This window comes from uncultured Gilvimarinus sp., from assembly GCF_963975215.1.
In the GTDB taxonomy this organism is placed as follows: domain Bacteria; phylum Pseudomonadota; class Gammaproteobacteria; order Pseudomonadales; family Cellvibrionaceae; genus Gilvimarinus.
In genome coordinates, this window is sequence record NZ_CAXBFW010000006.1 from 1 (window position 1) to 25,738 (window position 25,738).

Annotated in this window: 24 protein-coding genes; 4 read left to right on the top strand and 20 right to left on the bottom strand. The window is 54.8% G+C overall.

Annotated elements, in window-relative coordinates; genetic code table 11:
- The 7 genes from AAC019_RS05955 to gyrA all read right to left on the bottom strand — a co-directional run.
- On the bottom strand, window positions 1-314 hold a 314-nt coding region (locus AAC019_RS05955; protein ID WP_339897730.1), incomplete at its 3' end, for an orotidine 5'-phosphate decarboxylase / HUMPS family protein.
- A gap of 236 nt (window positions 315-550) precedes the next feature.
- The gene (locus tag AAC019_RS05960; RefSeq protein WP_339897731.1) at window positions 551-844 is read right to left on the bottom strand and encodes a ComEA family DNA-binding protein; all 294 of its coding nucleotides are present in this window, start codon (window positions 842-844) and stop codon (window positions 551-553) included.
- A 177-nt stretch (window positions 845-1,021) separates the two neighbouring features.
- On the bottom strand, window positions 1,022-2,452 hold the full coding sequence (gene cysN, locus AAC019_RS05965; protein ID WP_339897732.1) for a sulfate adenylyltransferase subunit CysN: 1,431 nt from the start codon (window positions 2,450-2,452) through the stop codon (window positions 1,022-1,024).
- Window positions 2,453-2,539: 87 nt separating this feature from the next.
- Window positions 2,540-3,451, bottom strand: a complete 912-nt coding sequence (gene cysD / locus AAC019_RS05970; protein ID WP_339897733.1) for a sulfate adenylyltransferase subunit CysD — start codon at window positions 3,449-3,451, stop codon at window positions 2,540-2,542.
- 137 nt (window positions 3,452-3,588) lie between these two features.
- Window positions 3,589-5,838: a bifunctional prephenate dehydrogenase/3-phosphoshikimate 1-carboxyvinyltransferase gene (locus tag AAC019_RS05975; protein ID WP_339897734.1), complete on the bottom strand. Its 2,250-nt coding sequence runs from the start codon at window positions 5,836-5,838 to the stop codon at window positions 3,589-3,591.
- A 2-nt stretch (window positions 5,839-5,840) separates the two neighbouring features.
- A complete protein-coding gene (gene pheA / locus AAC019_RS05980) occupies window positions 5,841-6,944 on the bottom strand; it encodes a prephenate dehydratase (protein ID WP_339897735.1) in 1,104 nt (367 codons plus the stop codon).
- Window positions 6,945-6,950: 6 nt separating this feature from the next.
- A complete protein-coding gene (gyrA, locus tag AAC019_RS05985) occupies window positions 6,951-9,536 on the bottom strand; it encodes a DNA gyrase subunit A (RefSeq protein ID WP_339897736.1) in 2,586 nt (861 codons plus the stop codon).
- A 249-nt stretch (window positions 9,537-9,785) separates the two neighbouring features.
- Between gyrA and AAC019_RS05990 the strand changes: the two genes are divergently transcribed.
- Genes AAC019_RS05990 through AAC019_RS06005 form a run of 4 tightly spaced genes read left to right on the top strand, consistent with a single transcriptional unit; the run spans window position 9,786 to window position 13,374 of the window.
- Window positions 9,786-11,123 carry a TRZ/ATZ family hydrolase gene (locus AAC019_RS05990; protein WP_339897737.1) on the top strand — a complete coding sequence of 446 codons (1,338 nt, stop codon included), beginning with the start codon at window positions 9,786-9,788 and terminating at the stop codon, window positions 11,121-11,123.
- 14 nt (window positions 11,124-11,137) lie between these two features.
- Window positions 11,138-11,878: a bifunctional 2-polyprenyl-6-hydroxyphenol methylase/3-demethylubiquinol 3-O-methyltransferase UbiG gene (gene ubiG / locus AAC019_RS05995; RefSeq protein WP_339897738.1), complete on the top strand. Its 741-nt coding sequence runs from the start codon at window positions 11,138-11,140 to the stop codon at window positions 11,876-11,878.
- Window positions 11,879-11,906: 28 nt separating this feature from the next.
- Window positions 11,907-12,605, top strand: coding sequence for an HAD-IA family hydrolase (locus AAC019_RS06000; protein ID WP_339897739.1), 699 nt, complete (start codon window positions 11,907-11,909; stop codon window positions 12,603-12,605).
- Between the two features lie 4 nt (window positions 12,606-12,609).
- Window positions 12,610-13,374, top strand: a complete 765-nt coding sequence (locus tag AAC019_RS06005) for a YciK family oxidoreductase (RefSeq protein WP_339897740.1) — start codon at window positions 12,610-12,612, stop codon at window positions 13,372-13,374.
- 58 nt (window positions 13,375-13,432) lie between these two features.
- On the opposite strand, the gene AAC019_RS06010 is transcribed toward AAC019_RS06005, so the two are convergent.
- The 13 genes from AAC019_RS06010 to flhF form a co-directional block, all read right to left on the bottom strand.
- The gene (locus tag AAC019_RS06010; protein WP_339897741.1) at window positions 13,433-13,825 is read right to left on the bottom strand and encodes a DUF2802 domain-containing protein; all 393 of its coding nucleotides are present in this window, start codon (window positions 13,823-13,825) and stop codon (window positions 13,433-13,435) included.
- Between the two features lie 18 nt (window positions 13,826-13,843).
- A complete protein-coding gene (locus AAC019_RS06015) occupies window positions 13,844-14,329 on the bottom strand; it encodes a chemotaxis protein CheW (protein ID WP_339897742.1) in 486 nt (161 codons plus the stop codon).
- A 194-nt stretch (window positions 14,330-14,523) separates the two neighbouring features.
- Entirely contained in the window at window positions 14,524-15,378 is an 855-nt protein-coding gene (locus AAC019_RS06020) for a chemotaxis protein CheW (protein ID WP_339897743.1), read from the bottom strand.
- Window positions 15,375-16,199, bottom strand: coding sequence for a ParA family protein (locus AAC019_RS06025; RefSeq protein ID WP_339897744.1), 825 nt, complete (start codon window positions 16,197-16,199; stop codon window positions 15,375-15,377). Before AAC019_RS06025 ends, AAC019_RS06020 begins: the two co-directional genes overlap by 4 nt.
- A 119-nt stretch (window positions 16,200-16,318) precedes the next feature.
- Window positions 16,319-17,167, bottom strand: a complete 849-nt coding sequence (gene motD, locus AAC019_RS06030) for a flagellar motor protein MotD (protein ID WP_339897745.1) — start codon at window positions 17,165-17,167, stop codon at window positions 16,319-16,321.
- Window positions 17,168-17,175: 8 nt separating this feature from the next.
- Window positions 17,176-17,919 carry a flagellar motor protein gene (locus tag AAC019_RS06035; protein WP_339897746.1) on the bottom strand — a complete coding sequence of 248 codons (744 nt, stop codon included), beginning with the start codon at window positions 17,917-17,919 and terminating at the stop codon, window positions 17,176-17,178.
- A complete protein-coding gene (locus AAC019_RS06040) occupies window positions 17,919-18,995 on the bottom strand; it encodes a chemotaxis response regulator protein-glutamate methylesterase (protein ID WP_339897747.1) in 1,077 nt (358 codons plus the stop codon). Before AAC019_RS06040 ends, AAC019_RS06035 begins: the two co-directional genes overlap by 1 nt.
- 68 nt (window positions 18,996-19,063) lie before the next feature.
- Window positions 19,064-21,355 (bottom strand): chemotaxis protein CheA, encoded by a 2,292-nt coding sequence (locus AAC019_RS06045; RefSeq protein WP_339897748.1) that lies wholly within the window; start codon window positions 21,353-21,355, stop codon window positions 19,064-19,066.
- Window positions 21,356-21,366: 11 nt separating this feature from the next.
- Window positions 21,367-22,161 (bottom strand): protein phosphatase CheZ, encoded by a 795-nt coding sequence (locus AAC019_RS06050; protein ID WP_339897749.1) that lies wholly within the window; start codon window positions 22,159-22,161, stop codon window positions 21,367-21,369.
- A gap of 37 nt (window positions 22,162-22,198) precedes the next feature.
- Window positions 22,199-22,582, bottom strand: coding sequence for a chemotaxis response regulator CheY (cheY, locus tag AAC019_RS06055; RefSeq protein WP_041523321.1), 384 nt, complete (start codon window positions 22,580-22,582; stop codon window positions 22,199-22,201).
- A 131-nt stretch (window positions 22,583-22,713) separates the two neighbouring features.
- The gene (locus AAC019_RS06060; protein WP_339897750.1) at window positions 22,714-23,433 is read right to left on the bottom strand and encodes an RNA polymerase sigma factor FliA; all 720 of its coding nucleotides are present in this window, start codon (window positions 23,431-23,433) and stop codon (window positions 22,714-22,716) included.
- Window positions 23,434-23,460: 27 nt separating this feature from the next.
- A complete protein-coding gene (locus tag AAC019_RS06065) occupies window positions 23,461-24,288 on the bottom strand; it encodes a MinD/ParA family protein (protein WP_339897751.1) in 828 nt (275 codons plus the stop codon).
- Window positions 24,289-24,366: 78 nt separating this feature from the next.
- Window positions 24,367-25,734, bottom strand: a complete 1,368-nt coding sequence (gene flhF, locus AAC019_RS06070) for a flagellar biosynthesis protein FlhF (RefSeq protein WP_339897752.1) — start codon at window positions 25,732-25,734, stop codon at window positions 24,367-24,369.
- Window positions 25,735-25,738: the final 4 nt, after the last annotated feature.

Consider the following 25,738-nt stretch of genomic DNA (forward strand, 5'->3'; position numbering starts at 1 on the left):
CGCCGCCCGCCACTGACGTGAACATTCACCATCCAGACCCCTAACTCCGAAGCAGCGCGTACGGCTTTGGCCGTGGTATTGGGTATATCGTGAAATTTTAGATCGAGAAAGACGTCAAACCCCAAGCTCATCAATTGCTCCACCAAGTGTGGACCGCAAGCGGTAAACAGCTCTTTACCCACCTTAAGCCGGCACAACTGTGGGGATAACTGATGCGCGACTCTCAGACAGTCGTCTGCATTGCTGTAATCCATTGCCACGACGATTCGAGGCCCCTGATGTGTGTGACTGGCATTCGACCCGGCTTGTGACATATCTCCCCCATAGTACGCGGTAACCGACAAGGCGCCGCCTGAGCGATATTAAAACAAACTTCGGGGAGTTTCGCAGCAATCGTGAAGGGATATTATAAACAAGACAAAAAAGCGGACGCTTACTGTACAGCAGCAGCCATATCAGCCATCGAATCAGCCCTGCCGGTAACCCAAAAACGCATGATACACCGCAAACAGCTGCTTGCGGTGCGGCTTAAAGCAATAAGCTTTGGCGCCTACAAAACAACCTTCTTGCGAATGTCATTTAAAGTTGCCTCGCCGATGCCTTTTACCTGGAGCAGCTCATCGACACTATCGAAGGGGCCGTTTTGCTCTCGCCAAGCAATGATCGCTTGCGCCTTAGACTCACCAATGCCTTTTAGCTCCGACAGCGCTTGCACATCCGCCGTGTTGATATTAATCGGCGCGCTAACGCTTGCCTCCGTATCGGGGCCGGCGGCAAAGGCATTTAAAGGTGCAAAAACGGTGACGGCAACAGCAATGACAAAACTACAAAATAGACGTTTCATAAGAAATCTCCATATTTGAATAAAAGCGCGGTACCTGCGCACTTTCAGGTTAGGCACTAACCAAACGATTCGCAATGAAGACATCGCTGAAAATAGCGTAAGAGATTTCTCACAATTTTTGACGACAAAAAAAAAGAGGAGCAAGCTCCTCTTTTTAACACACGTTGAACGCTTAGCTTACTTTAACAGCGAGCCTATATCGCGCGCATTCCAGTGTGGAAAATGCTTACGGATCAACGCGTTCAACTCTACTTCAAACGCACTGTAGTTCGCGGAGCCAGATGCATCAGCGCCACCGCTGGAACTCAGCCCCTCAATAACCATACCGGCCCCCACAGTGATATTGGTCAGGCGATCGATAACAATAAACGCACCAGTTGCGCGGTTGTGCTGATAGTTATCAACGATCACCTCCTGGCTAAGCGACAAATTTGCAACGGAAATATCGTTAAGCTCAAGCGTCTCGGTTGGATGATGCTCTTGAGTATTTACATCGATTTGATAATCCAACCCATCAAAATGGCCACTGACAACCCGACTGGCAAATTTAAACAAATACTCACCGCCAATCTTGCCGGCGCTTGCATTCATCCAAACCACATGAGCTTTGAGTTTGTTGGTTTGCTTAACATCGTCACGCTCAAGCACCAGCATATCGCCTCGGCTCACATCGATCTCATCGTTCAGCGTCAAGGTAACCGCTTGCCCGGCAAACGCTTCATCTAAGTTATTATCGTAGGTGACAATGGATTTTACCGTACTGCTGTTGCCACCGGGCAACACCTTGACAGCATCCCCTACTTTTACAACGCCCGAGGCTATGGTCCCGCAAAACCCGCGAAAATCGAGGTTGGGCCGATTGACATACTGTACCGGAAAACGAAAGTCATCGAAGTTCATATCGGCGGTCACCGGAACTGACTCAAGAATCTCCATTAACGTTGGGCCGGTGTACCAAGCCGAGCGCTCCGATGGGTTAACAACGTTATCGCCATCGAGCGCCGAGATTGGCACAAACTGTACATCCTGCATGCCTAACTTTTGTGCAAACGCCAAATAGTCAGACTTAATTTTGATAAACGCCTGCTCATCAAAGTCCAACAAATCCATTTTGTTAACCGCAACGACTATATTTTTGACGCCCAGCAACGAGGCGATATAGCTGTGGCGGCGAGTCTGAGTCACCACACCGTAGCGCGCATCAATAAGAATAACGGCCAAATCACAAGTCGAGGCACCGGTTGCCATATTGCGGGTGTACTGCTCGTGCCCCGGGGTATCGGCAATAATAAATTTGCGCTTGGCGGTCGAGAAATAGCGGTAGGCCACATCAATGGTAATGCCCTGCTCACGTTCGGCCTGCAGGCCATCGACCAAAAGAGCTAAATCGATGGTGTTACCGGTGGTGCCGTGCTTGGTGCTGTCGGAGCGAACCGCATCCAACTGATCTTCATAGATCATTTTTGAGTCGTGCAACAAGCGGCCGATCAAGGTACTTTTGCCGTCGTCGACGCTGCCGCAAGTCAACAGGCGGAGTAATTCTTTGCGCTCGTGCTGAGCGAGATACTCATCAATATCGTTAGCGATAAGTTCTGATTGATGGGACATAAACTTTTAGCCTTTGGCGTTTTCGGTGCCTAACAAATTGGCGGCGCCTGGCGCCACCGATTCAATGCAATTGCGTAAAGCGATTAATTAGAAATAGCCTTCTTGCTTTTTCTTTTCCATCGAGCCGGAGCTGTCATGGTCAATCACTCGCCCTTGGCGCTCGGATGTAGTGGTCAGCAACATTTCCTGAATAATATCAGTTAGGGTCGCCGCCTCTGACTCTACCGCGCCGGTGAGCGGGTAGCAGCCCAGCGTGCGGAAACGTACCATTTTTTCCTGTATTTCCTCGCCGGGCTCCAGTGGCATACGGTCGTCATCCACCATAATTAGGGTGCCATCACGTTCAACCACAGGGCGTTTAGCGGCAAAGTACAATGGCACAATAGGGATGCCTTCTAGGTGAATATATTGCCAAATATCCAGCTCCGTCCAATTAGACAAAGGGAACACACGAATGCTCTCGCCTTTATCAACACGGCCGTTATAAATATTCCACAGCTCGGGGCGCTGATTTTTGGGATCCCAGCGATGGTTGCGGTCGCGGAAGGAGTAAACACGTTCTTTGGCGCGAGATTTTTCTTCATCCCGACGCGCACCGCCAAAAGCGGCATCAAACTTATACTTGTTTAAGGCCTGCTTCAGCGACTGGGTCTTCATGATATCGGTGTGCTTGGCGCTGCCGTGAGTAAACGGGCCAACACCCATATCCACGCCTTCCTGATTGATGTGCACCAAAAGATCCCAACCGAGGTCTTTAATACGCTGGTCGCGAAACTCGATCATCTCGCGAAACTTCCAGGTGGTGTCTACGTGCAGCAAAGGAAATGGCGGTTTACCCGGTGCGAAGGCCTTCATGGCCAAATGCATCATTACCGCGGAATCCTTACCTACCGAGTAGAGCATAACAGGGTTATCAAACTCAGCCGCGACTTCGCGGATGATATGAATACTTTCAGCTTCAAGCTGTTTTAGGTGCGTCTGTGTGTATTGCTCGGACATGCCACTCACAATTTGTTGGTCAATTTGGAGCCGACCCAGTGTCGGCGGCGCGTATTATAGGTGAACTGGAGAAATTTCACTAATTCACCCCAGCGGCCACCGTGCGAGAGCAACGGTAGCGGTTTTCCTGCTCTTTGTTAACTATCAATTACTTCTATGGATATGCCCAATTGTTTGGCATGCGCGACAAACCCCGGAAAGGACGATGCGATACACTCGGCGCCATTCACCATTACAGTGCCCGAGGCACGTAAACCCGCTAACGCCAAGGCCATGGCCACCCGGTGATCACCGGCCGAATCAACCTCGCCTCCGCTCAAGGCTGCCCCGCAGATGCTTAACCCATCCGCGCGTGTAGTAACAGGAACTCCAAGCGCGATTAAACCCTGCGCCATATTGGCGAGCCGATCACTCTCTTTCACCCTTAGCTCGGCAGCCCCCGAGAGCTCAGTGGTGCCCGAGGCGCAGGCCGCCGCGACAAACAGAGCAGGAAACTCATCGATGGCGCGCGAAACCAGCTCGGTAGGGATAACAACCCCCGTTAACGGCGCATAGCGAACCCGGATATCCGCTACCGGCTCGCCACCAGCGGTTGCCGGGTTTAGCAGCTCGATATCAGCGCCCATCTGACGCAAAATATCCAGCGCCCCGGTACGCGAGGGATTAACCCCCACATGCTCAAGCAGAATATCTGAGCCCGGGGTAATACTGGCGGCCACCATAAAAAACGCGGCGGACGAGAAATCGCCGGGTACATCTACCTGACACGCCGTCAGCTCACTACCGCCGTGTACCGTAAGCCAGCCATCCGGGGTTTGCTCTAAGGTACAACCAAATCCCCCGAGCATGCGCTCGGTATGGTCGCGGGTTATCTGACTCTCTTTTACCCGGGTAATCCCCTTGGCGTAGAGCCCCGCAAGTAGCAAGCAAGACTTGACCTGCGCGCTAGCCATTGGCACTTGGTAATCGATAGCGTTAAACCCCTGCGCCGGACTAAACGCTAAAGGCAGCTGGCCAGACTCTGACTCAATAACCGCGCCCATCGCTGTTAACGGCTCGATAACACGCCCCATGGGCCGCGCCGAGAGCGATGCATCGCCGGTGATGGTTGAGGCAAACTTCTGGGCCGCGAGTATGCCGGATAATAACCGGGCGCTGGTACCAGCATTACCCAAATACAAGGGCTTGTGAGGCGCTTTTAAACCACGCAAACCCACGCCATATACCGTTACTCGCCCTTCGGTTGGGCCCTCGATCACCACGCCCATATCGCGAAACGCCTGCAGAGTTGCGAGCGAATCTTCGCTCTCGAGCAGACCGGTAATTTCGGTGGTGCCATTGGCGAGCGAGCCGAGCATAATGGCGCGGTGAGAGATAGATTTGTCGCCCGGCACGCGCAGGCGCCCGGTAAGTCCGGATGAGTGCTTCACCCGTAGTTTTGCCGGCGCCACTGCGGCCGAGTCCTGCAATGCGCGGCCTGCCAGCATACGCGTAAAATGATCGCGAGCGGCTTTGGCGCGGGTAAACACCCCGAGCAAATACTCGCCGTCTTCGCGCTCTATGCCGTCGCGCAAGCGCAGCAAGTTATCGACGAATTTATCCAACGAATGCAGCACAGCGCTACGATTGGCCCGCATAATATCGTGCCACATTACCGGGTCGCTGGAGGCGATTCGGGTAAAATCGCGAAAGCCGCCCGCGGCATAACGAAAAATATTGGGGTTGCCGATATCATGAGCCAGAGTATCGACCAGCGAATAGGCAATGGCGTGAGGCAAATGGCTGGTAGCACCCAACACCTCATCGTGCTCGGCCACCGTCATGGTTAACACTTCGGCGCCAAGGGTTTGCCACAATGTGGTTACCCTCGCCAGATGCTGTTCACCGGTCGAAGCTTCGGGGGTTAATATCACACGGTGCTTTTGGTACAGCGAGGGGTTGGCTGCCGCCACACCGCTTTGTTCGGAGCCGGCAATCGGATGCCCCAGCACCAGATTAACCGGCACCTCGCCAAACACATTAATAGCGGCCTCGCGCACACTGCCCTTCACACTAGCGCCATCGGTAATGGTAACTTCAGCGCTGACCTGCGCTTGAATATCCCGCAACACAGACTCGATCGCCAAGGTGGGCACGGCCACAAAAACAACATCGCCCGCGCCTAACTCTGGGGCAACATCACTTAGGTTAAGGTAAGCTCGATCAACGACGCCGCGCTCAAGCGCTACGTCGATGGTTTCTTGGTTACGGACAATTCCAATTGCCTCGCGACAACCGTTTTGCTGACGCAAGCCCGCACTAACACTGCCACCAATAAGCCCCAGCCCAATGACGACTAACTTACCAACCGCTGGCTGATTAAACTCAGGCTCTGACACTGCCGACATCCTTACAATACGGCTTTAGGGTAAGAACCCAGGATTTTTAAATCGCTCACACGAGACGACACCTCATCTAATGTGGTGCGAATGACGGGGTCATCAATATGCCCGGTAAAATCCACAAAAAACACATAGGTCCAAACGCCCGAGCGTGAAGGGCGAGTCTCGACCCTCGTCAGGTCAATATCGTGAGCATGAAACGGAGCCAATAAATTGTGCAGCGCCCCCGGTTGGTTGCGCATAGCAATCAGCAGAGAGGTTTTATCGATACCGCTGGCGGGCACATCCTGCGTACCGATAATCAAAAAGCGGGTGCTGTTGTCGGGCTGATCTTCAATTTTTTCCGCCACAATCTGTAAGTCGTACAACTCTGCCGCCCGTTCTGGCGCAATAGCGGCTGCATTCCATTCGCCTTTTAAGCGGCGCGCAGCCTCGGCATTGCTGGATACTGCGATGCGCTCGGCCTTGGGGTAGTGTGCGTCCAGCCACTTGCGACACTGGGCAAGCGATTGACCGTGAGAGTAAATACGTGAAATGCTTTTAACGTCGGTAACAGAAGACACCATCAAATTATGATGCACCCGCAACTCCACCTCACCACAAATTTTAAGGTTAGAGCCCATAAAATTATCGAGAGTGTGGCTTACCACCCCCTCGGTGGAGTTCTCTACCGGAACCACACCGTAATTAACCGCGCCGGCTTCAACTTCACGGAACACCTCATCAATGGCCGAAAACGGCATAGCCACCGCCGAAGCACCAAAATGCTTAAGCGCGGCCTGCTGAGTAAAGGTTCCCTCAGGGCCTAAATAAGCCACTTTAATTGGGCGCTCCAAAGCCAGGCAGGCCGACATGATTTCGCGAAACAGGCGTGCCATTTCTTCGTCGCTTAGCGGACCTTGGTTGCGCTCCATGGCTTTGCGCAACACCTGAGCCTCGCGCTCGGGGCGATAGAATAAAACATCGTCCGAGCCGCTGGCCGATTTAACCTCGGCAACTTTTTGCGCACAGCGAGCGCGCTCAGATATCAGCTCGCCAATAGACGCATCAATTTCATCAATGCGATCGCGCAGCGCCAGCAATTGCTCGCGCTCGGTATTGGTATCGCTCATAGCGCCCTATTCCTCGGTTGCCGACTCGCCCGATGCATCACCCAGTACCTCGAGATCTTCATCTTCGGTTTCTTCGATGCGCGCAAGGCCACTCATATGCTCGCCTTCACGCAGTTTAATCAGGCGCACGCCTTGGGTATTACGGCTTAACACGGAGACCTCATCAACACGGGTGCGTACTAACGTGCCCTGGTCGGAGATCAGCATCAGCTCCTCGCCATCCAATACTTGCACGGCACCGACCAGTGCCCCGTTGCGCTCGCTGGCGGTCATAGCAATAACGCCCTGACCGCCGCGGCCTTTAGCCGGAAACTCTTCGACGTCGGTACGCTTGCCATAACCATTTTCACTAACGGTAAGCACTTTGCCATTCTCAACAGGCACCACCATACCGATCACGGAGTTGTCCTCGGCCATTCGAATGCCCCGCACACCGCGACTGATACGGCCCATGCTGCGCACAGCAGATTCGTTAAAGCGTGCCGCTTTACCGTTAGAGGCAAACAAAATAATGTCGCGCTCGCCATTGGTAATCGCGGTGTATACCAAGCTATCGCCTTCATCCAGCGCGATTGCACGCAAACCTACACTGCGCGGACGCGAGAACTGATCCAGCGGCGTCTTTTTAACCGTGCCGTTTTGAGTTGCCATAAACACAAAGTGATCGGCATCAAACTCTTTGACTGGCAGGATAGAGGTAACGCGCTCGCCCTCTTCCAACGGCATAAGGTTCACCACCGGACGACCGCGCGACTGACGACCGGCCACCGGAATTTGGTACACCTTCAGCCAATACACTTTGCCCGCGCTGGTAAAGCACAAAATCGTATCGTGGGTGCTGGCAATTAACAGATGCTCCACAAAGTCTTCGTCTTTAACGGCCGTTGCCGATTTACCCATGCCACCGCGTTTTTGCGCCTGGTAATCGGCCAGTGGCTGGCTTTTGGCGTAACCACCGTGAGACAGCGTAACGACTCGCTGCTCTTCATTAATTAAATCTTCTTCGGTCAAATCCAGCGTCGAAGCGGTAATTTCGGTGCGACGCTCATCGCCGTAATCTTTAACAATAAGCTCCAGCTCTTCGCGGATCACTTCCATTAAGCGGGCAAAGTTGCCCAGAATTTCTAAGTACTCGGCAATTTGCAAAAGCTTTTCGTTGTACTCGGCCAGCAGCTTGTCGTGCTCCATGCCGGTCAAACGGTGCAGGCGCAACTCCAAAATAGCCTGGGCCTGTGCCGGCGACAGGTAGTACTTGCCATCGCGCAAGCCAAAGGTCTCGGGTAAGTCTTCCGGGCGGCAGGCATCTTCGCCGGCGCGCTCTAAAAACGGCGCCATCTCGGCGGCATCCCAGCCGCGGGCGATTAAGCCCTCTTTGGCCTCAGCCGGCGATGGCGAGCTTTTAATCAGCTCAATCACATCATCGATATTGGCAATCGCCACAGCCAAACCTTCAAGGATATGACCGCGCTCGCGCGCCTTGCGCAGCAAATAAACGGTGCGGCGCGTTACCACTTCGCGGCGATGGCGTACAAACGCCTCCAGCAACTCTTTAAGGTTAAGCACTTTGGGCTGGCCATCCACCAGCGCCACAATGTTGATACCAAACACATTTTGCAGCTGAGTTTGGGTGTAGAGGTTATTGAGCAGCACCTCGCCCGACTCATTGCGTTTAACCTCAATCACAATGCGCAGGCCGTCTTTATCAGACTCGTCGCGCAGCTCGCTGATGCCTTCGATTTTTTTCTCTTTTACCAGCTCGGCAATACGCTCAATCAGGCGCGCTTTGTTAAGCTGGTAAGGAATTTCGTGAATAATAATGGTCTCGCGACCCGTTTTATTGTTGACCTCAACCTCGGCTTTAGCGCGAATATAAATACGCCCGCGACCGGTGCGGTAGGCCTGCAAAATACCCGCGCGGCCATTAATAATCGCCCCTGTGGGGAAGTCTGGCCCGGGGATAATTTCCATTAGCTCATCAATGCTAATGTCTTCGTTATCAATTAACGCCAGGCACCCTTTTACAACCTCAGTTAAGTTGTGCGGCGGAATATTAGTCGCCATACCTACGGCGATACCCGATGAGCCGTTCACCAACAGGTTGGGCACACGGGTGGGCAATACATCGGGGATTTGCTCAGTGCCGTCGTAATTGGGAACAAAATCGACGGTTTCTTTATCGAGGTCGGCAAGCAGTTCGTGGGAGATTTTGGCCATGCGGATTTCGGTATAACGCATCGCGGCGGCGTTATCACCATCGACCGAACCGAAGTTACCCTGACCATCGACCAGCATGTAGCGCAGCGAAAATGGCTGCGCCATACGAACGATGGTGTCGTACACAGCCGAGTCACCATGGGGGTGATATTTACCGATCACATCACCGACCACTCGGGCCGACTTTTTGTAAGCCTTGTTCCAATCGTTATTCAGCTCGCTCATGGCGAACAATACACGCCGGTGAACAGGCTTTAAGCCATCTCGCGCATCGGGGAGTGCTCGCCCCACGATCACGCTCATGGCGTAGTCCAGATAAGATTGCTTCAGCTCATCTTCAATACTGACGGGTAATACTTCTTTCGCTAAATCGCCCATGGATTAACGCTTTCCTTATTGTGTTGACTGCTGTCAGAGCCGGGGTGGCGCCCGCGACACACATATCCCCCGCGAGAGTGCTTCGCGCGGACGTAAAAGGCGTAATATTACCATAAAATCAGACGTATAGGTGCCTACCGCTGCCACATAATCGCCGCCAGGCCTCACGCCAAAACCCGCGTTTGAGTTATACTCGCGCCGACCGCCCTTATGGGCCCGTCAGGATGTTGCCGTCGTTCAGGAGCCACTATGCCCAACCAGCAAGTCATTCGGTTAATGATCAAAGCCCGCTGGATCGTGCCGATCGTTCCCGCCGGGCGCGTATACGAAGACTGCGCCCTGATCATCAACGGTCAACAGATCGTGGCAATACTGCCTATCGCCGCGGCCGAAAAGCGCTATCGCGCCGAGCAAACCGTCAGCCTTGAGCGCCACGTCCTGATGCCTGGCCTTATCAACACCCACGGCCACGCGGCTATGTCTTTGCTGCGCGGCTTCGCCGATGATCACCCCCTCGACACCTGGCTAAACGACCACATCTGGCCCGCCGAAGCGCGTCTGGTGGATGGGGAGTTCGTACGCGACGGCACAGAGCTTGCGCTTGCCGAAATGATTAAATCGGGCACCAGCTGTTTCGCCGACATGTACTTTTACCCCGAGCAGGCGGCTCAGGTAACGCGCCGCGCCCACATGCGCGCGCAAATTGCCTTCCCCGTATTGGATTTTGCCACCAATTGGGGCGAGGGGCCGGATGACTACATCAACAAAGGCTTGGCGCTCCACGACGAATACCGCGCCGACGACCTAATCCGCATTGCCTTTGGTCCTCACGCGCCCTATACGGTCTCCGATGAGCCCCTCAAGCGGATCGCGGTACTGGCCCAGGAGCTGGAAGCCCCAATTCATATTCACCTGCACGAGAGCGCCAAAGAAGTCACAGACTCGCTTGAGCAGCACGGCAAGCGGCCCATCGAGCGGCTGCACGAACTGGGTGTCCTGTCGCCACTGGCGCAGTGTGTACACATGACACAGGTTAACGACAGCGATCTCGAGGCCCTCGCCAGCAGCGGCAGCCACGTCATCCACTGCCCCGAATCCAACCTCAAACTCGCCAGCGGCTTTAGTCCGGTCGCAAAACTTGCGGCGGCCGGCGTAAACGTCGCCCTTGGCACCGATGGTGCGGCCAGCAATAATGATTTATCGATGCTGGGCGAGCTGCACACAGCGGCCCTACTGGCCAAAGCCGTCGCAGGCGATGCCAGTGCACTAAGTGCGCACCAGGCGTTACAGATGGCGACGCTCAATGGCGCGCGCGCACTGGGCATTGATGACATTACCGGCTCACTCGAACCCGGCAAAGCAGCCGATATTGTCGCCTTTGAACTGGACGAGCTGCGCGCCGAGCCCAATTACGACATCGCCGCGACGCTGGTGTACAACAACCGGGCAATCAAAGCGTCGCATTTGTGGGTGGCAGGCAAAGCACTGTTGTTATCGGGCCACCTGCAAACGCTCAACGAGCGGGATATCGCCGCTAAAGCACGCCACTGGGCCAAAAAAGTCCGCCACTCCGGCAACCCAAGCTGACTATTGGAGCACTTATGACGCAGCACACAACCGAAGCCAGCCAAGGCCAGAGCCCACTGAACGCAGACGAGGCGGAAATAGCCAAATTTGAACAACTGGCCGATAAATGGTGGGACTTAGAGGGCGAGTTTCAGCCACTGCACGGCATGAACCCACTGCGCGCCAACTACATCGATCAGTATTCGCCGGTCGCTGAGCGCGAGGTGCTGGATGTTGGCTGCGGTGGCGGTATTTTGGCCGAAGCACTGGCCCAGCGCGGCGCCCAGGTCACCGGCATTGACATGGGCGAGGCGCCCCTGGCTGTCGCCCGTGCCCACGCCGCCGAAAGCGCCCTGCAAATTCACTATCAACAATGCACCGCCGAGCAGCTAGCGGCCGAACAGTCCGGGCGCTACGACATCGTAACCTGCCTGGAGATGCTGGAGCACGTGCCCGATCCGGCCTCCGTTATTGCCGCCTGTGCCAGCCTGGTAAAACCCGGCGGCAGCGTCTACTTTTCCACCATCAACCGCACCCCTAAAGCCTGGGGGCTTGCCGTGGTGGGGGCCGAGTACATTCTGGGGCTACTGCCTAAAGGCACACACGATTATCAAAAATTTATTCGCCCCTCGGAGCTTGCCAGCTATGCGCGACGCGCTAATTTAGACCTGGAAGACATCTCCGGGATCCGTTACAACCCTCTGAGCAAGCGCTTTTCGCTCGCCCCCCGGGATGTAGACGTCAACTATATTGTGCGCACCACTAAAGCTGGCTAACGCGCCTAAACCTTATCCTGGAGACACCGTGAGCCCTACCTCGCTGCCTATCCGCGCTATTGTCTTTGATCTCGACGGCACCTTACTTGATACTGCCGGCGACTTTATTGTGGTACTTAACAAGCTGCGCCACGAGCATAATCTTGACCCGCTGCCCGACAACACTATCCGGCGCACGGTATCAAACGGGGCTCGCGCCCTGATTGAACTAGGGTTTAACTGTACCGAGGGCGAGCCGGGGTTCGGGGAACTGCGCGAGCGCTTGCTGGAGCTGTATATGCAGCATATCGCCGTCTACACCCAGCCCTTTAACGGTATTGTGGAACTGCTGCACGACCTTAAACGCAGCGGTATCGACTGGGGCATCGCCACCAACAAGCCAGAGCTCTACACTGAGGCGCTGCTAGAGCGAATGGCCCTCAAGCCGGCACCCGACATCGTCATCTGCCCCGACAATGTCACCCACCGTAAGCCAGACCCGGAATCATTATTACTGGCCGCACGCCACTTTGAGTGCGAGCCGAGCCAAATCATTTATCTCGGCGATCATATCCGCGATATCGAGTGCGGCCGCCGCGCCGGCGCCGTCACCATCGGCTGCGGCTACGGCTATATTGCAGAGGACGACGACCCCAGCCAGTGGCAGGCCGACTATACCGTCAACCACAGCCTCGAGCTGGCGCCACTGATTGCCCAACTTATCCAAGAGCGACACACAACAGGTTAACCCCATGCAACAGCACATAAACACGCTACCAAACGGCTACCAGCCCGGCAGTGATTTACTGTCGGACAAGATTATTTTAGTAACCGGTGCCGGAGACGGTATCGGGCGCACCGCGGCCGAAACCTACGCCGCACACGGTGCCACCGTTGTTTTGCTTGGCCGAACCATGAGTAAGCTCGAGCAGGTATACGACGCCATCGAGGCCGCCGGCCACAGCCAGCCGGCGATTTACCCAATGAACCTGGAAGGAGCGGTAGAGAAAGACTATCGCGATATGTGTGACACCCTCAACGAGGAGTTTGGCCGGCTTGATGGTGTACTGCATAACGCTTCCGAGCTGGGTGATCGCACCGCCATCCGGGATTACGCCGCCGACACCTGGCAGCGCCTGATGCAGGTCAACGTCAACGCCCCTTTTATGATGACTCAGGCGCTACTGCCACTGCTGGAAAAACCCGAACACGCCTCGATCGTTTTTACCGGATCGAGCGTTGGCCGCCAGGGGCGCGCCTTCTGGGGAGCTTACGCGGCCAGCAAGGCCGCACAAGAGAACATGATGCAAACTCTGGCCGATGAGCTCGAGGGAGTAACGGGAATTCGCGCCAACAGTATTAACCCAGGCGCCACTCGCACAGCCATGCGTGCCGCCGCTTACCCGGCCGAAAACCCTACCGAGCTTAAAACTCCGCAGGCTTTGATGCCGCTGTATCTGTATTTAATGGGGAAGGATAGTATAGAAACTAACGGGCAACTTTTTAACGCCCAATAACCGCTGGCAGGCGCCTTAGGGGCGCCGCCGACAAAAAGCCCTAGCATTGCACCAGATCTTAAGGCTGTTTTTTATGTCGCAGTGCATCCAGCAGCGAGGCCTCGGCACGAGACAGGCCGCAGCGATTTGCCACCTCATCACGGTCAACCCCAAGGGACAACAAGTGGCTGGCCTCAGAGTAAGGTTTAAGGCGGCTGTCGCCGCCCGAGGTATCAACCGGGGTGTTTTTACGCGACTCCATGGCCATAATGCGCTGCCCCATGCCCACTGCGCCACTTTGTAGCAGCGCCAGCTCACGCTCTAGCCGCGCCAGCGCCTGACGGCTTTGCTGGGTGGCCCGATTGCCCTGGCGCACAGCCATAACGGCCACCAATAAAGCGAGTATCGCCACACCCACAGCGGCCGCGAGCGCGATAACAACCCCAGCGGGAACGTCGGCAAGTGCGCCCATAATCAGCCCTGCAACAGGTTAAATATCATCCAGCTCAACCCACTCTTCGTCGGTTAGCAGCTTATTCAACTCGATCAGAATCAACAATTCATCGTTTTTATGACAAACGCCCTGGATAAATTTTGCGCTCTCTTCGTTACCCACGTTAGGCGCCGTTTCGATCTCGGATTGACGAAGATAAACCACTTCGGCAACACTATCGACCAAAATACCGATGACATGGTTGTCCGTTTCGATGATCACGATTCGGGTGTTATCGGTTAACTCCCCGGCTGGCAGGGCAAAGCGGTGACGGGTGTCGATAACCGTAACCACATTACCACGCAAATTAATGATGCCCAGCACATAGGCCGGCGCACCAGGCACAGGGGCAATCTCCGAGTAACGCAACACCTCTTGCACCTGCATTACGTTAATGCCATAGGTTTCACCATCCAGACGGAAGGTTACCCACTGCAGTATTGCATCGTCAGCGTTTTTTTGTTGATTGGCATTATTTGCCATGCTTGATCCTCGCACAAAATTATTAGGTGCTAATACTTGCTTGCACCGATTGCCCCTTGGCCAGAGGCTACGTCAGCCACGGCGTGTGTAAGGTTATCGGCCACAACTGTATTTTCTTCAGTGTAAGCCAAAACCCCGCAGGTTTTGCACTCTTATTACACGCTCACCGCTAAAACCCGGCAGCGCCGCGCGTGTTATTTGCGGCTGTTACGGTCGGCGTCGGTCAAGAGCTTAGCCATCATCGGTATATCCAATAATGCGCACATGTGCTCTTTTACCGTCCCGGCTAGCCATGGCCTTTTCGAGCGAGAGCTGCGCCATTTAACATCATCGGGGTTCAGCCGCATCGGCTGCTCGACGTTATCGACCGCTAGCCCCCAGGGCACCCCACTGATAGACACCACATATTGGGCGGACTCGACAAACGCCGGATCATATCGCTCGGGCATGACAAACTTGGCGGTATTAACGGTGCGCACCTTGCCGGACGGGGTTGGCTGTAGCCCCATAAACCAATCCGCCTGACCGAACAGTGGGGTCAACTCGTCGGTGAGCGGCTGAATTTGCCCCAGCGCAATCAAGGGCACGGCCAAGGTTAAGCCGCTAACGGTAAACAATAAAACCTCGAACGACTCCTGCGCCCAAACGGGCCGACCATTGCTGTGCCACTGCAAGGCCTGATCGAGCACAGACGACGGCTCGGCAACTGGCTGCAACACATCGGCCGGCACCTCGTGAGTGATGGGCGCTTTAGGCTTAAGCGCTGCCGGCTCTGGCGCTGTCGTTGCCTCAGAATGCGCTTGCCCGCTCGCCTCGGGCTCAGACATGTGCTGGGTCAGTGATGCCCGGGCGCTATAAAGTAACTGCTGCAATTGATCGCGACGCACGTCACTGTCGAGCACATCCAGCGGCGCCGCAACCGCCTGCTCCGCCTCTCGCCCGGACGCAGCAGGCGGTTGCGACGCTGCGGGCTCGGCAGTACCCGGCGCTTCACTCAAAAGCTCGTCAAAGTAGTCTTGCAGCAGGTCGTTTACACTATTGGCGCTCACACTCCACCCCCGATTACCGCCCCTTGAGTGTCGCCTTGCGCAACATTCTGCTCGCGTTTTTTCAGCCACTTATAGAGCGAGCGATAAGCCTCAACCCCGCGGCTTTCAGGTTCGTAAAGGCTCGGCGGGACGCCGACTTTACTGGCATCGCGCAGCTTAGTATCCACCGGAATTTTACCAGCCCAGGTATGCTCTGGGTGATCGAACCGAATGGTGCGCAGAGTGCTGACCGATGCCTGTGTGCGGCGGTCAAATAGAGCCGGCAGTATCGTGTACTCGAGCTTTTGGCGCCGGGACTTAGCCATCATATTTAAGGTATTAACCATCCGCTCCAGGCCCTTCAGGGCAAGAAACTCTGTTTGCACGGGTATTAGCAACTCATCACAAGCGGCCAACGCATTAACCATTAATACGCCCAACAAGGGCGGTGTGTCGATAATAACCAGATCATAGTCATCGGCTAACAGCGCCAGGGCACGTTTAACCACTAAACCCAAGCCATCGGGGCCCAGTGCGCGACGTTCCAAAGTCGCCAAAGACGTGGCCGCTGGCAAAACATCAAGATTCGGGTAGTCCGTCGCGAAAATCAAAGATTTTACAAACCCCGCACCCTCGCCAAGGCGCTCGCGCTGAGAAAACAGCGTATAGGCGCTGCGCGTTAAAGTGTCGGGATCTTGACGAAAATAGCTGGTCAGAGAACCATGGGGATCCAGATCGAGCAGCAAAACGCGTTTGTGCTCGGCGGCTAAGCCCCCAAGCGTAACGCTGGTGGTGGTTTTACCCACACCACCTTTTTGATTGGCCACTGTCCAGACTCTCACAACACTCTTCTCATCAAAAGTTAACTCAAATGCCAAGCGTCAATTTAGCGTTAGCAGATCCCGGTATTTACATCCTTCAGCAAAGTTCATGCCCTGCTGCCTGCGCCAAACAGGTTTTGCTAGTTGCCGTTATTAACACGGGGCAAATCCGGATCACTGCTATAGAGCAGTTCCCCATCATCCAATTCGACGGGCTCAACACTACTCTCAGCAGCCGTCGGCTCGCGCTCTTGTGCCGGAGTCGGTTTAACCGCCTGCGGCCGAACCCGCTGATCCCGCGCAATCATAATGGCCACCCGGCGATTTTGCATGCGACCCTGTTCGGTGGCGTTTGACGCAACCGGTTGGTACTCGCCATAGCCCACAGCCGCCAATCTGGCAGGCGCCACGCCATCGTCAATAAGCCACTTGACAATGGCCGCCGCACGCGCTGATGACAACTCCCAGTTGCTGGGGTAGCGCCCGGTTTGAATCGGCACGTTATCGGTAAACCCCTCGATTTGCACCGGATTGTTAACCTTGGCAATGATCTGGGCTACCCGGGTAAAAATCTCCCCGGCCGTAGCACTCACCTCGGCGCTGCCCGACGAAAATAAAATGCTATCGCGCAGCTCGACCTGCAACCACATCTCATTGCTGGAGACCTGCATAAGCTGCTCATCAATCAGGCCCGAAAACTCGTTTTTAAACGCTTGCTCCAAGTGCGGTAAATTACCGGCATCAGGTGCCGCAACCGGCGGCGGAATCGGTAATGGTGACACCTCCCCTTTGGCTGCAGCGGGTGTCCGTGTACGCGAGTCAAATGCATCGGTCAGTGTGGATGAAAGTACCCGATACTTACTTTCATTCACCTGAGATATGGAATACATCACCACAAAAAAAGCAAACAGCAACGTAATAAAATCGGCGTAACTCACCAACCAGCGCTCGTGATTAACGCTCAACTCGCGGTTGCGGCGTCTAGGCATAAGCAGACCTATTTATCGAGATAACCACTTAACCGAACCTCGATCGCACGCGGGTTTTCGCCATTGGCGATACCTAACACACCCTCGATAAACATTTCGCCATAACGTATTTCACGGTCGACGCACATACGCAATTTGTTAGCGATAGGAAGAAAAAATAAATTGGCCAGTGCCACCCCGTAGATGGTGGCAACAAATGCTACCGCGATGCCGGGGCCTAGCTGTTCAGGATCGGCCAAATTGCGCATAACATGAATAAGCCCCATAACGGCCCCGAGAATTCCCACCGTCGGCGCATAGCCACCCATACTCTCGTAAAACTTAACCGCGTCCAGATGATTTTGCTCGGCGAGTATCAAGTCGCCCTCCATGACCCGGCGGATAGTATCTGGCTCGTTGCCATCCACCAGTAACGCCAGCGCTTTTTGCGCAACCGGGTCCGCCTCGCTATCAATCAAACGCTCTAACCCAAGCAGCCCCTCTTTGCGAGCGGTTAATGACCATTCAGTAATTTTATTGACGCCTTGCTGATAGTCAAATTCCGGGGGGCGAAACACCCAGCGAATCATACGCAGTGAACGAATCAAACACTCTTTAGGTGTTTGTAGCATGGCGGCACCCGCGGTGCCACCAAGCACGATAAACGCCGCCGGAAAATTTGCCAGCGATGATAAGGTACCGCCCTCGATAAAGTTGCCGCCAATAATGACCGCAAACCCCATCAACACGCCAATAATACTTAAAACATCCACTAGCGCACCTCGGCGGCCAAGGCGGGGCCTATCTCTTTCAGACTTAACACACGATCGGTTAAGTTCTCACGCGCAACCGCCATCGGCATACCGTAAATCACGCAACTGTCTTTATCTTGCGACCATATTTGAGCGCCGCGCTGCTTTAATAAACCGGCACCTTTGCAGCCGTCTGAGCCCATACCGGTGAGCACTACACCCAACACGCGATCGGCATAAGCATTGGCCGCTGCGCCAAAGGTAATGTCGAGGCTCGGCTTATAATTTACCCGCTCGTCATCGGGCAAAATTTTAACCACTCCGCGCCGGTCAATCATCATTTGCTTCCCACCCGGGGCCAACAAGGCAAGACCGGGCTTAACCAAATCACCGTCGACGGCTTCACGAACTTCAATGGCGCACTGCTTATTAAGTCGCTCGGCAAATGCCCGGGTAAAATTTTCCGGCATATGCTGAACCAATAAAATTGGCACCGAGAAACCCGCGGGTAAACTCGCCAGCACCTCCATAAGCGCGACCGGGCCACCAGTAGAGGCCCCCACCACCACCAAACTAGGCTTGGCGCCACTGGGGCGAGACCGCGGCTTTAGCTGCGCAGGGCTGGGCTGACGAGTAAAGTCTATATCTTGAGGGCGCTTCGGTTCGGGAGCTTTTGCCACAGACGGCGCCCCACTTTTGGCGCCAGCCGCCAAGGTCAGCAACCGCTCGTGTAACTTTTGCGTTAAGACAATAGAGTTACGCGAGACCTCCGCAAAATCTTTTGGTAAAAAGTCTACCGCACCGGCCGCCAGGGCATCGAGGGTAATTCTAGCCCCTTCGTAGGTAAGTGAGGAGAACATCAAGATGGGAACCGGGCGCTCGGCCATAATCGTGCGCACTGCGGTAACGCCGTCCATGACCGGCATTTCAAAGTCCATGGTGATCACGTCGGGCTTCAGCGAACTGGCCAAACTTACGCCTTGCTGGCCATTACTCGCCACGCCAACAACCTCGAGCCCGGGATGCTGGCTGATAATTTGTTTAAGACGAGTCTGAAAAAATTGCGAATCGTCTACGATCAACACCCGTACGGGCATGGGAGTACTCCACTAAAATGGCTGTTCAACTTGTACGTCTGGAGGACGCCCGCGACCGACCCCAGACGCTACGAGTTAGAATAATGTGCAAGCAGGCTTGGCACGTCGAGTATCAAGGCGATGGTGCCGTCGCCCGTGATAGTGGCACCGGCCATACCCGGGGTGCCCTGAAGCATCTTACCCAGCGGCTTAATCACGACTTCTTCCTGACCAATAAGCTGGTCGACGACAAAACCAATTCGACGGGTGCCAACAGTGACGATCACCACATGCCCTTCTTCCATCGAGCGGGCATCCACCCTTTCACCTTTAATCAGCCAGTTTTTTAAATAAAAGATAGGTATCGCCTGATCACGAACAGCGACACACTCCTGGCCGTCCACCACATGGGACTTGCGCAGATTCATATGGAAGATTTCATTCACGCTCACCAGAGGCAAAGCAAACGTCTGGTTAGCCAGCATAATCATCAGCGTCGGCATAATGGCAAGCGTAAGCGGCACTTTGATGTTAATGCGTGTGCCCTTACCCATGGTCGATTCGATTTCGATCGAGCCGTTTAACTGGTTGATTTTGGTTTTTACCACATCCATGCCGACGCCACGGCCAGACACATCCGAGATCTCAACTTTGGTCGAGAAGCCGGGTGCAAAAATCAAATCAAATGCTTCGGCATCGGTTAAACGCTGTACCGCATCTTCATCAAACAAGCCTTTGTTAACAGCGATTTTACGCAGCTTATCCGGGTCCATACCGGCGCCATCGTCGGTAATCGACAGCAAGATATGATCCCCTTCCTGCTCGGCGGCTAAAATAACGCTACCTTGGCGAGCCTTGCCGCTCGCTTCACGAACTTCCGGCAATTCAATACCGTGGTCCACTGAGTTGCGCACCAGGTGGACCAGCGGGTCGGCAAGTGCTTCTACTAAGTTTTTATCCAGGTCGGTTTCTTCGCCAACCAACTCGAGATTAATTTCCTTTTTAAGGCTGCGCGCCAAATCTCGCACTACCCGAGGAAAGCGGCCAAACACCTTTTTGATAGGCTGCATTCGGGTTTTCATCACCGACGTCTGCAGATCGGCCGTCACCACATCAAGGTTGGCGACCGCTTTACTTAACGCCTCATCTTGCGCGCTATCACCCAGCCGAACCAGACGGTTTCGCACCAAGACCAGCTCGCCCACCATGTTCATAATTTCATCGAGCCGCTGAGTATCAACCCGCACTGTGGTTTCGCCTTGCACGGCATTTTTTCCGCCCGCCTCTGGCGCCTGAGGCTTAGGCGCGGCGCTTAACGTTGGCTGAACCGCAGAGGGGGCTTTGGCTGCAGAGCCCTCATTCGCTATCGCCTCTGGCTCTGGCGCACGTGCTGCCGGCTTATCGAGTTCCGGCGCAGGCTCGTTAACCGATTTCTCGGCCGCGTTACTCGCACTCACTGCAGGGGGCTTACCCTTGCCGTGCAGTTCATCGAGCAGCGCCTCAAACTCGTCATCGGAGATCTCATCGCCGCTTGTGGCAGGGGTACCCGCTTGGGGGCTTGGTTCAGACTCAGAGGCGGCCACGGTCGGCGCCTTACCCTTACCGTGCAGCTCATCGAGTAACGCTTCAAACTCATCGTCACTGATTTGATCACTACCGGGTTGTTTTGTCGCAAGATCACTGTCGGCTATCACACCGGGGCCCTGACCTTTGCCATGCAACTGGTCGAGCAGCGCGTCAAACTCGTCTTCCGACATTTCATCGCTGTTTGAGCTTGACCGGCCGGCGCCTACACTGGCATTACCTGAGGCCGCCGCGCTGGGCGTTTGCGCGGGCTCGGCCTGCAAAGCATCCAGTAGGTTTTCAAATTCGTCATCCGTGATGTCACTTCCAGCGCGAATCATCGCGCCAGAGTTGCCCGTTGGTGCCGGTGTGACGACGTTTGATGGCTGCGCCGGTGTTTCGGCGGCAGACGCAGGCGCCTGTAAATCTTCGCAGGCCACTAAGCGCTCAAGCGTTGCAATCAGCTCCGGGGCCGGAGCGTTAAGCGGCTGCCCCTGCGAGACGTTATCAAACTGCTGATTAATAACATCGAGCGCTTCCAGCACCACATCCATTAGCTCGGGGGTGACCGATCGCTTACCGTTGCGCAGAATATCAAACAAGTTTTCAGTGACGTGACAGCACTCGACCATTTCGGTCAGCTGTAAAAACCCAGCACCGCCTTTAACGGTGTGAAAGCCACGGAAGATCGCATTGAGAAGATCGGCATCATTCGGCTGACGCTCGAGCTGCACCAGTTGCTCAGAGAGATTTTCAAGTATTTCACCGGCCTCTACTAAAAAGTCCTGGAGAATTTCCTCGTCGTCACCAAACCCCATTTATGAAACCCTCAAAAGCCGAGACTGGAAAGCAAGTCGTCCACATCATCTTGACTGGAAACCACATCATTTTTACTGGTATCTATTTGTGGGCCTTCGCCGTTGGAGCGATCAACCACACGCGTTCTACCTTCGTTATCGGCTTCAACTTGCAAACCTGTAATTTCTTCGACCTGGCCGGCAATACGCACCAGGCTCACCAGATCTTGCTCGACTTCGGCAATAAGCCCCATGACTCGCTTCAACACCTGGCCGGTTAAATCCTGAAACCCCTGTTCCAGGATAATTTCTTGTAGGTTGCGCCCTAACAGCTCGGTGCCCGAGTCCATTTGAATTAAAAAGTCATCCATGCGCGAGTAGAGCGAGCGAAACTCTTCAGCGTTCATGTCGCCATCTTTTAAGCGCACCCATTCGCTGCGCAATGACTTTGCCTCTTGCCCCAGGTTCATGGCAATAGGCGCGGCCTCTTCCACCATGTCCATGGTTTTGTCAGCCGCTTTTTGCGTTAGCTCAATAACGTACTTTAATCGATCAGAGGCGTCGCGGATTTCCGATGATTCGATGGAGGGAGGCTCGCCATCAAGGTCGCCTTCAACATTGAAATTGACGATGGCACTGTGTAAGCCACGGGTCAGTCGACCCACGGATTGATACAGGTGCTGATTGCGTGATTCGGTGATTGACTCGATTAAGCGGGAGGCTGCATCAAAGTCATTGCCCTGTAGCTTTTCTACCAGCAGACCGGCACTTTCTTTAATCTCTTGGACAAAAAATTGATTGTCCCTTTCCTGGATATCAGAAGTCATCGCTGTGCCTTATTGTTGACAACGACGCGGCGGTAACTTAACCGACACGTTCGAAGATTTTTTCGATCTTTTCTTTCAAGGCCGCAGCCGTAAAAGGTTTCACCACATACCCATTAACACCGGCTTGAGCCGCCTCCACGATCTGATCGCGTTTTGCTTCGGCAGTAACCATTAGCACCGGCAATGAGCCGAGCTTTTCATCGCCACGCACCGCGCGCAGCAGCTCAATGCCACTCATTCCGGGCATGTTCCAGTCGGTGATTAAAAAATCAAACCCACCACTTTTTAGCATCGGCAAGGCTGTAACACCGTCGTCCGCCTCGTGGGTGTTGGCGAAACCTAAATCGCGCAACAGGTTTTTAATGATCCGTCGCATTGTCGAAAAGTCATCGACAATGAGAATCTTCATGTTTTTATCCAATGCGTCCTCCGTCTACCCGCGCGGGAGTGTGTGTAACTCAAATTCGATGGTACGCCGAGCGAGCTGCGTTAGCGTAAACGCCTGCGCTCAACCTCTGCGAGCCGAGAAATTACTGGGATTTTACCCATTGGTCAATCTAATCGACCCCAATCCGATAGCTTGGCACGCAACCGTGCTGCCGCCTGAGAGTGTATCTGGCTAACCCGCGACTCGCTAACGCCTAATATTTGACCAATCTCTTTAAGGTTTAACTCTTGGTCGTAATAGAGCGCCAACACCATCTTTTCTCGCTCCGGTAATAGGGTTATCGCCTGCGCGAGCGATTGCTTTAGGCTTGATGAGGTAAAAGTTTCCTGGGGATTGGCAAATTCACTGGTCGAGGCGATATCCACGGCGCTGGCGTCGTCATCAAAGGTCTCTTCGTAGCTAAACAGCCGGCTGGCATTGGTATCGTTTAAAATACTGTAGTACTCGTCGAGGTCGACCCCAAGCTCGTCCGCCACTTCGGCATCTTCGGCATCGCGCCCTTCGCGCCCCTCCACCCGGCTAATCGCTTCGGCAACCCGCCGGCTGTTGCGGTGTACTGAGCGTGGCGCCCAATCGCCGCGGCGCATTTCATCAACCATTGCACCACGAATGCGGATACCGGCGTATGTCTCAAAACTAGCGCCTTTGGTGCCATCGTACTTCTGCGAGGCCTCAAGTAAACCGATCATGCCGGCCTGAATCAAATCATCGAGCTGCACACTGGCGGGCATTCGCACCATCATATGATGGGCTATACGCTTAACAAGGTCCGCATACTCTTCCACACGTATCTGTTTACCCTGCTCTTTTGTCTGTGTGTACATAGCTAACCCACTTGCCGCGTTCATGGTTTAATACTCCGGGGCTGTTACCTGCAACAGCCGCTCGACAAAAAACTCTAATCGCCCGCTAGGCCCGACCGGCAAAGGCCAGGTATCCACCTTGTCGGCCAGTAGGCGAATGGCTTGCGCCGCCTTAGAGTGAGGCGCGTACTCCAGCAACGCCTGCTGGCGCTGGACAGCCTTGCGCACAGACTCATCAAAGGGCACCGCCCCCACATATTGTAAGGCCACATCTAAAAAGCGTTCGCAGACACCCGCGAGTTTGTTAAACAACAGCTGCCCTTCAGAGGCGGTGCGGGTCATATTAGCCACTACCCGAAACCGCTGAACATCGTACTCTTTATTTAAAAGCTTAATAAGCGCGTAGGCATCAGTGATAGACGAGGGCTCATCGCACACCACAACCATCACCTCATTGGCGGCGCGCGCAAAGCTCACCACCGCATCAGAGATACCCGCTGCGGTATCGATAATCAACACATCCAGTTGCTGGCTTAGCTCGCTAAAGGCGGTAATCAGCCCCGCGTGTTCGGCCTCGCTCAAATGCGCCATACGCTGTAAACCCGACGCGGCCGGTACAATTTTTATACCGCCCGGGCCGCTAAGCAGCACCTCGGATAACGAGTGAGTGCCAGCCAATACGTCGGCCAGGGTGTGACTGGGAGTTAAACCCAGCAGAACATCGACGTTGGCCAATCCTAGGTCAGCGTCCATCAGTACAACCCGACGGCGCAGCTGCGCCAGCGCGAGGCTAAGATTGACCGATATATTGCTTTTTCCGACACCGCCTTTACCACCACTAACCGCGATGACTTGCACTGGGCGAGCTTGGCTCATGTTATTCATCTCTTTATAAATCTAGACCATGCCGGCAACGCCGGCCGCCCTTATTAGGCAAATACTCATGCAAAGCCGCTAGCCGCGCGCTTGCATACTCTGTTGATTTTGTTGCGCCAACTGCAGCGCTTTAGCCACCAATTGATGCCCCCGCGCAGGCGCAATATCCGCCGGTATATCTTGCCCGTCGGTCGTATAGGCAATCGGTAATTTTGCGCCAATCGCGCAACTCAGGGCCTCCCCCAGGCTCGAGGTTTCATCGAGCTTGGTTAAAATACACCCGGCCAAACGCGCCGCACTGTAGGCGTGACGCGACGCCTGCAGCATCTGCATCTGGCTGTTCGCCGGCAACACCAACAAGCTGTTAATTTTAGCGATATCGGCCAGTTGCGCCATTTGCTGTTTTAGCTCCGGAGCGCCGTGGCGCATTCCGGGCGTATCAATCAATACCAGTTCGCAACGGCGTAGCGAGCGCAACACACTCGACAGTGAGTTATTGTCATCGACCACCCGCACGGGCACCTGCAAAATAGCGGCGAGCGAGCGCAACTGATCGTGCCCGGCTAAACGGTATGTATCCGTGGTAACCAGCGCGACTTTATCGGCGCCATGCTCAAGTACATAGCGCGCCGCAAGCTTAGCGATTGTGGTGGTTTTACCCGCCCCCGTTGGCCCCACTAAGGCAAATACACCACCGTTCGCGGTTACATCCTGCTCCAGCACCGGCACAGCTTTGGCTACGCGCGCCATCGCCTCGGGCCAGGCTTTGCCCATTACCCGGCTTTTAAAGGGCTGCTGTAACAGCGGCTGACAGATATCGGCACTAAACCCCATGCGCTCAAAGCGACGCGTTAAACTTGTCACCTGAGCATTGTTTGGGCCAGACGGAGTCGCACCAAGGCGGCTAAGCTGCTCCTCTAACAACTCTCGCATCTGAGCAATTTCTTCGTGCAGCTGGCCAATTTCATCGCGATCGTTGGCGGCTTTAGCCGTGATGGCTGGCGCCTCGTCCAGTAAGCCGTAACGCTCGGCCGCCGACTGCGGCCCAGCGCTGACAGGGGCAATCTCGGGCGCGGTGTCACGGCGAGCAATACCCGCATTGATCACTTGATTGCTCCCGAGAAACTCATCGGCCGATTCAGCCGCTTGTTGTCTGGCGATGCGCTGACGACTGGCCAACGCAATTTCATCGTGTATTTCACGGGCGCTGAGGGCCGCCTTGTCACCACCGACACCGGCAAATACACCCGCATCAGAGCCGGCAGCCGGTGCGGCCGCTTGCCCGGATGGCGCACTCGCCGTATCCGTTTGCGCGGCACTGGTGAGAATCTCCACCCCTTCGCGCACCCGGCGGCTGGACAAAATGATGGCGTCTGAGCCCAGCTCTTGTCGCACCAACTCTAAGGCGCGGCGCATATCTGTCGCAACAAAACGTTTTACTTGCATGTTT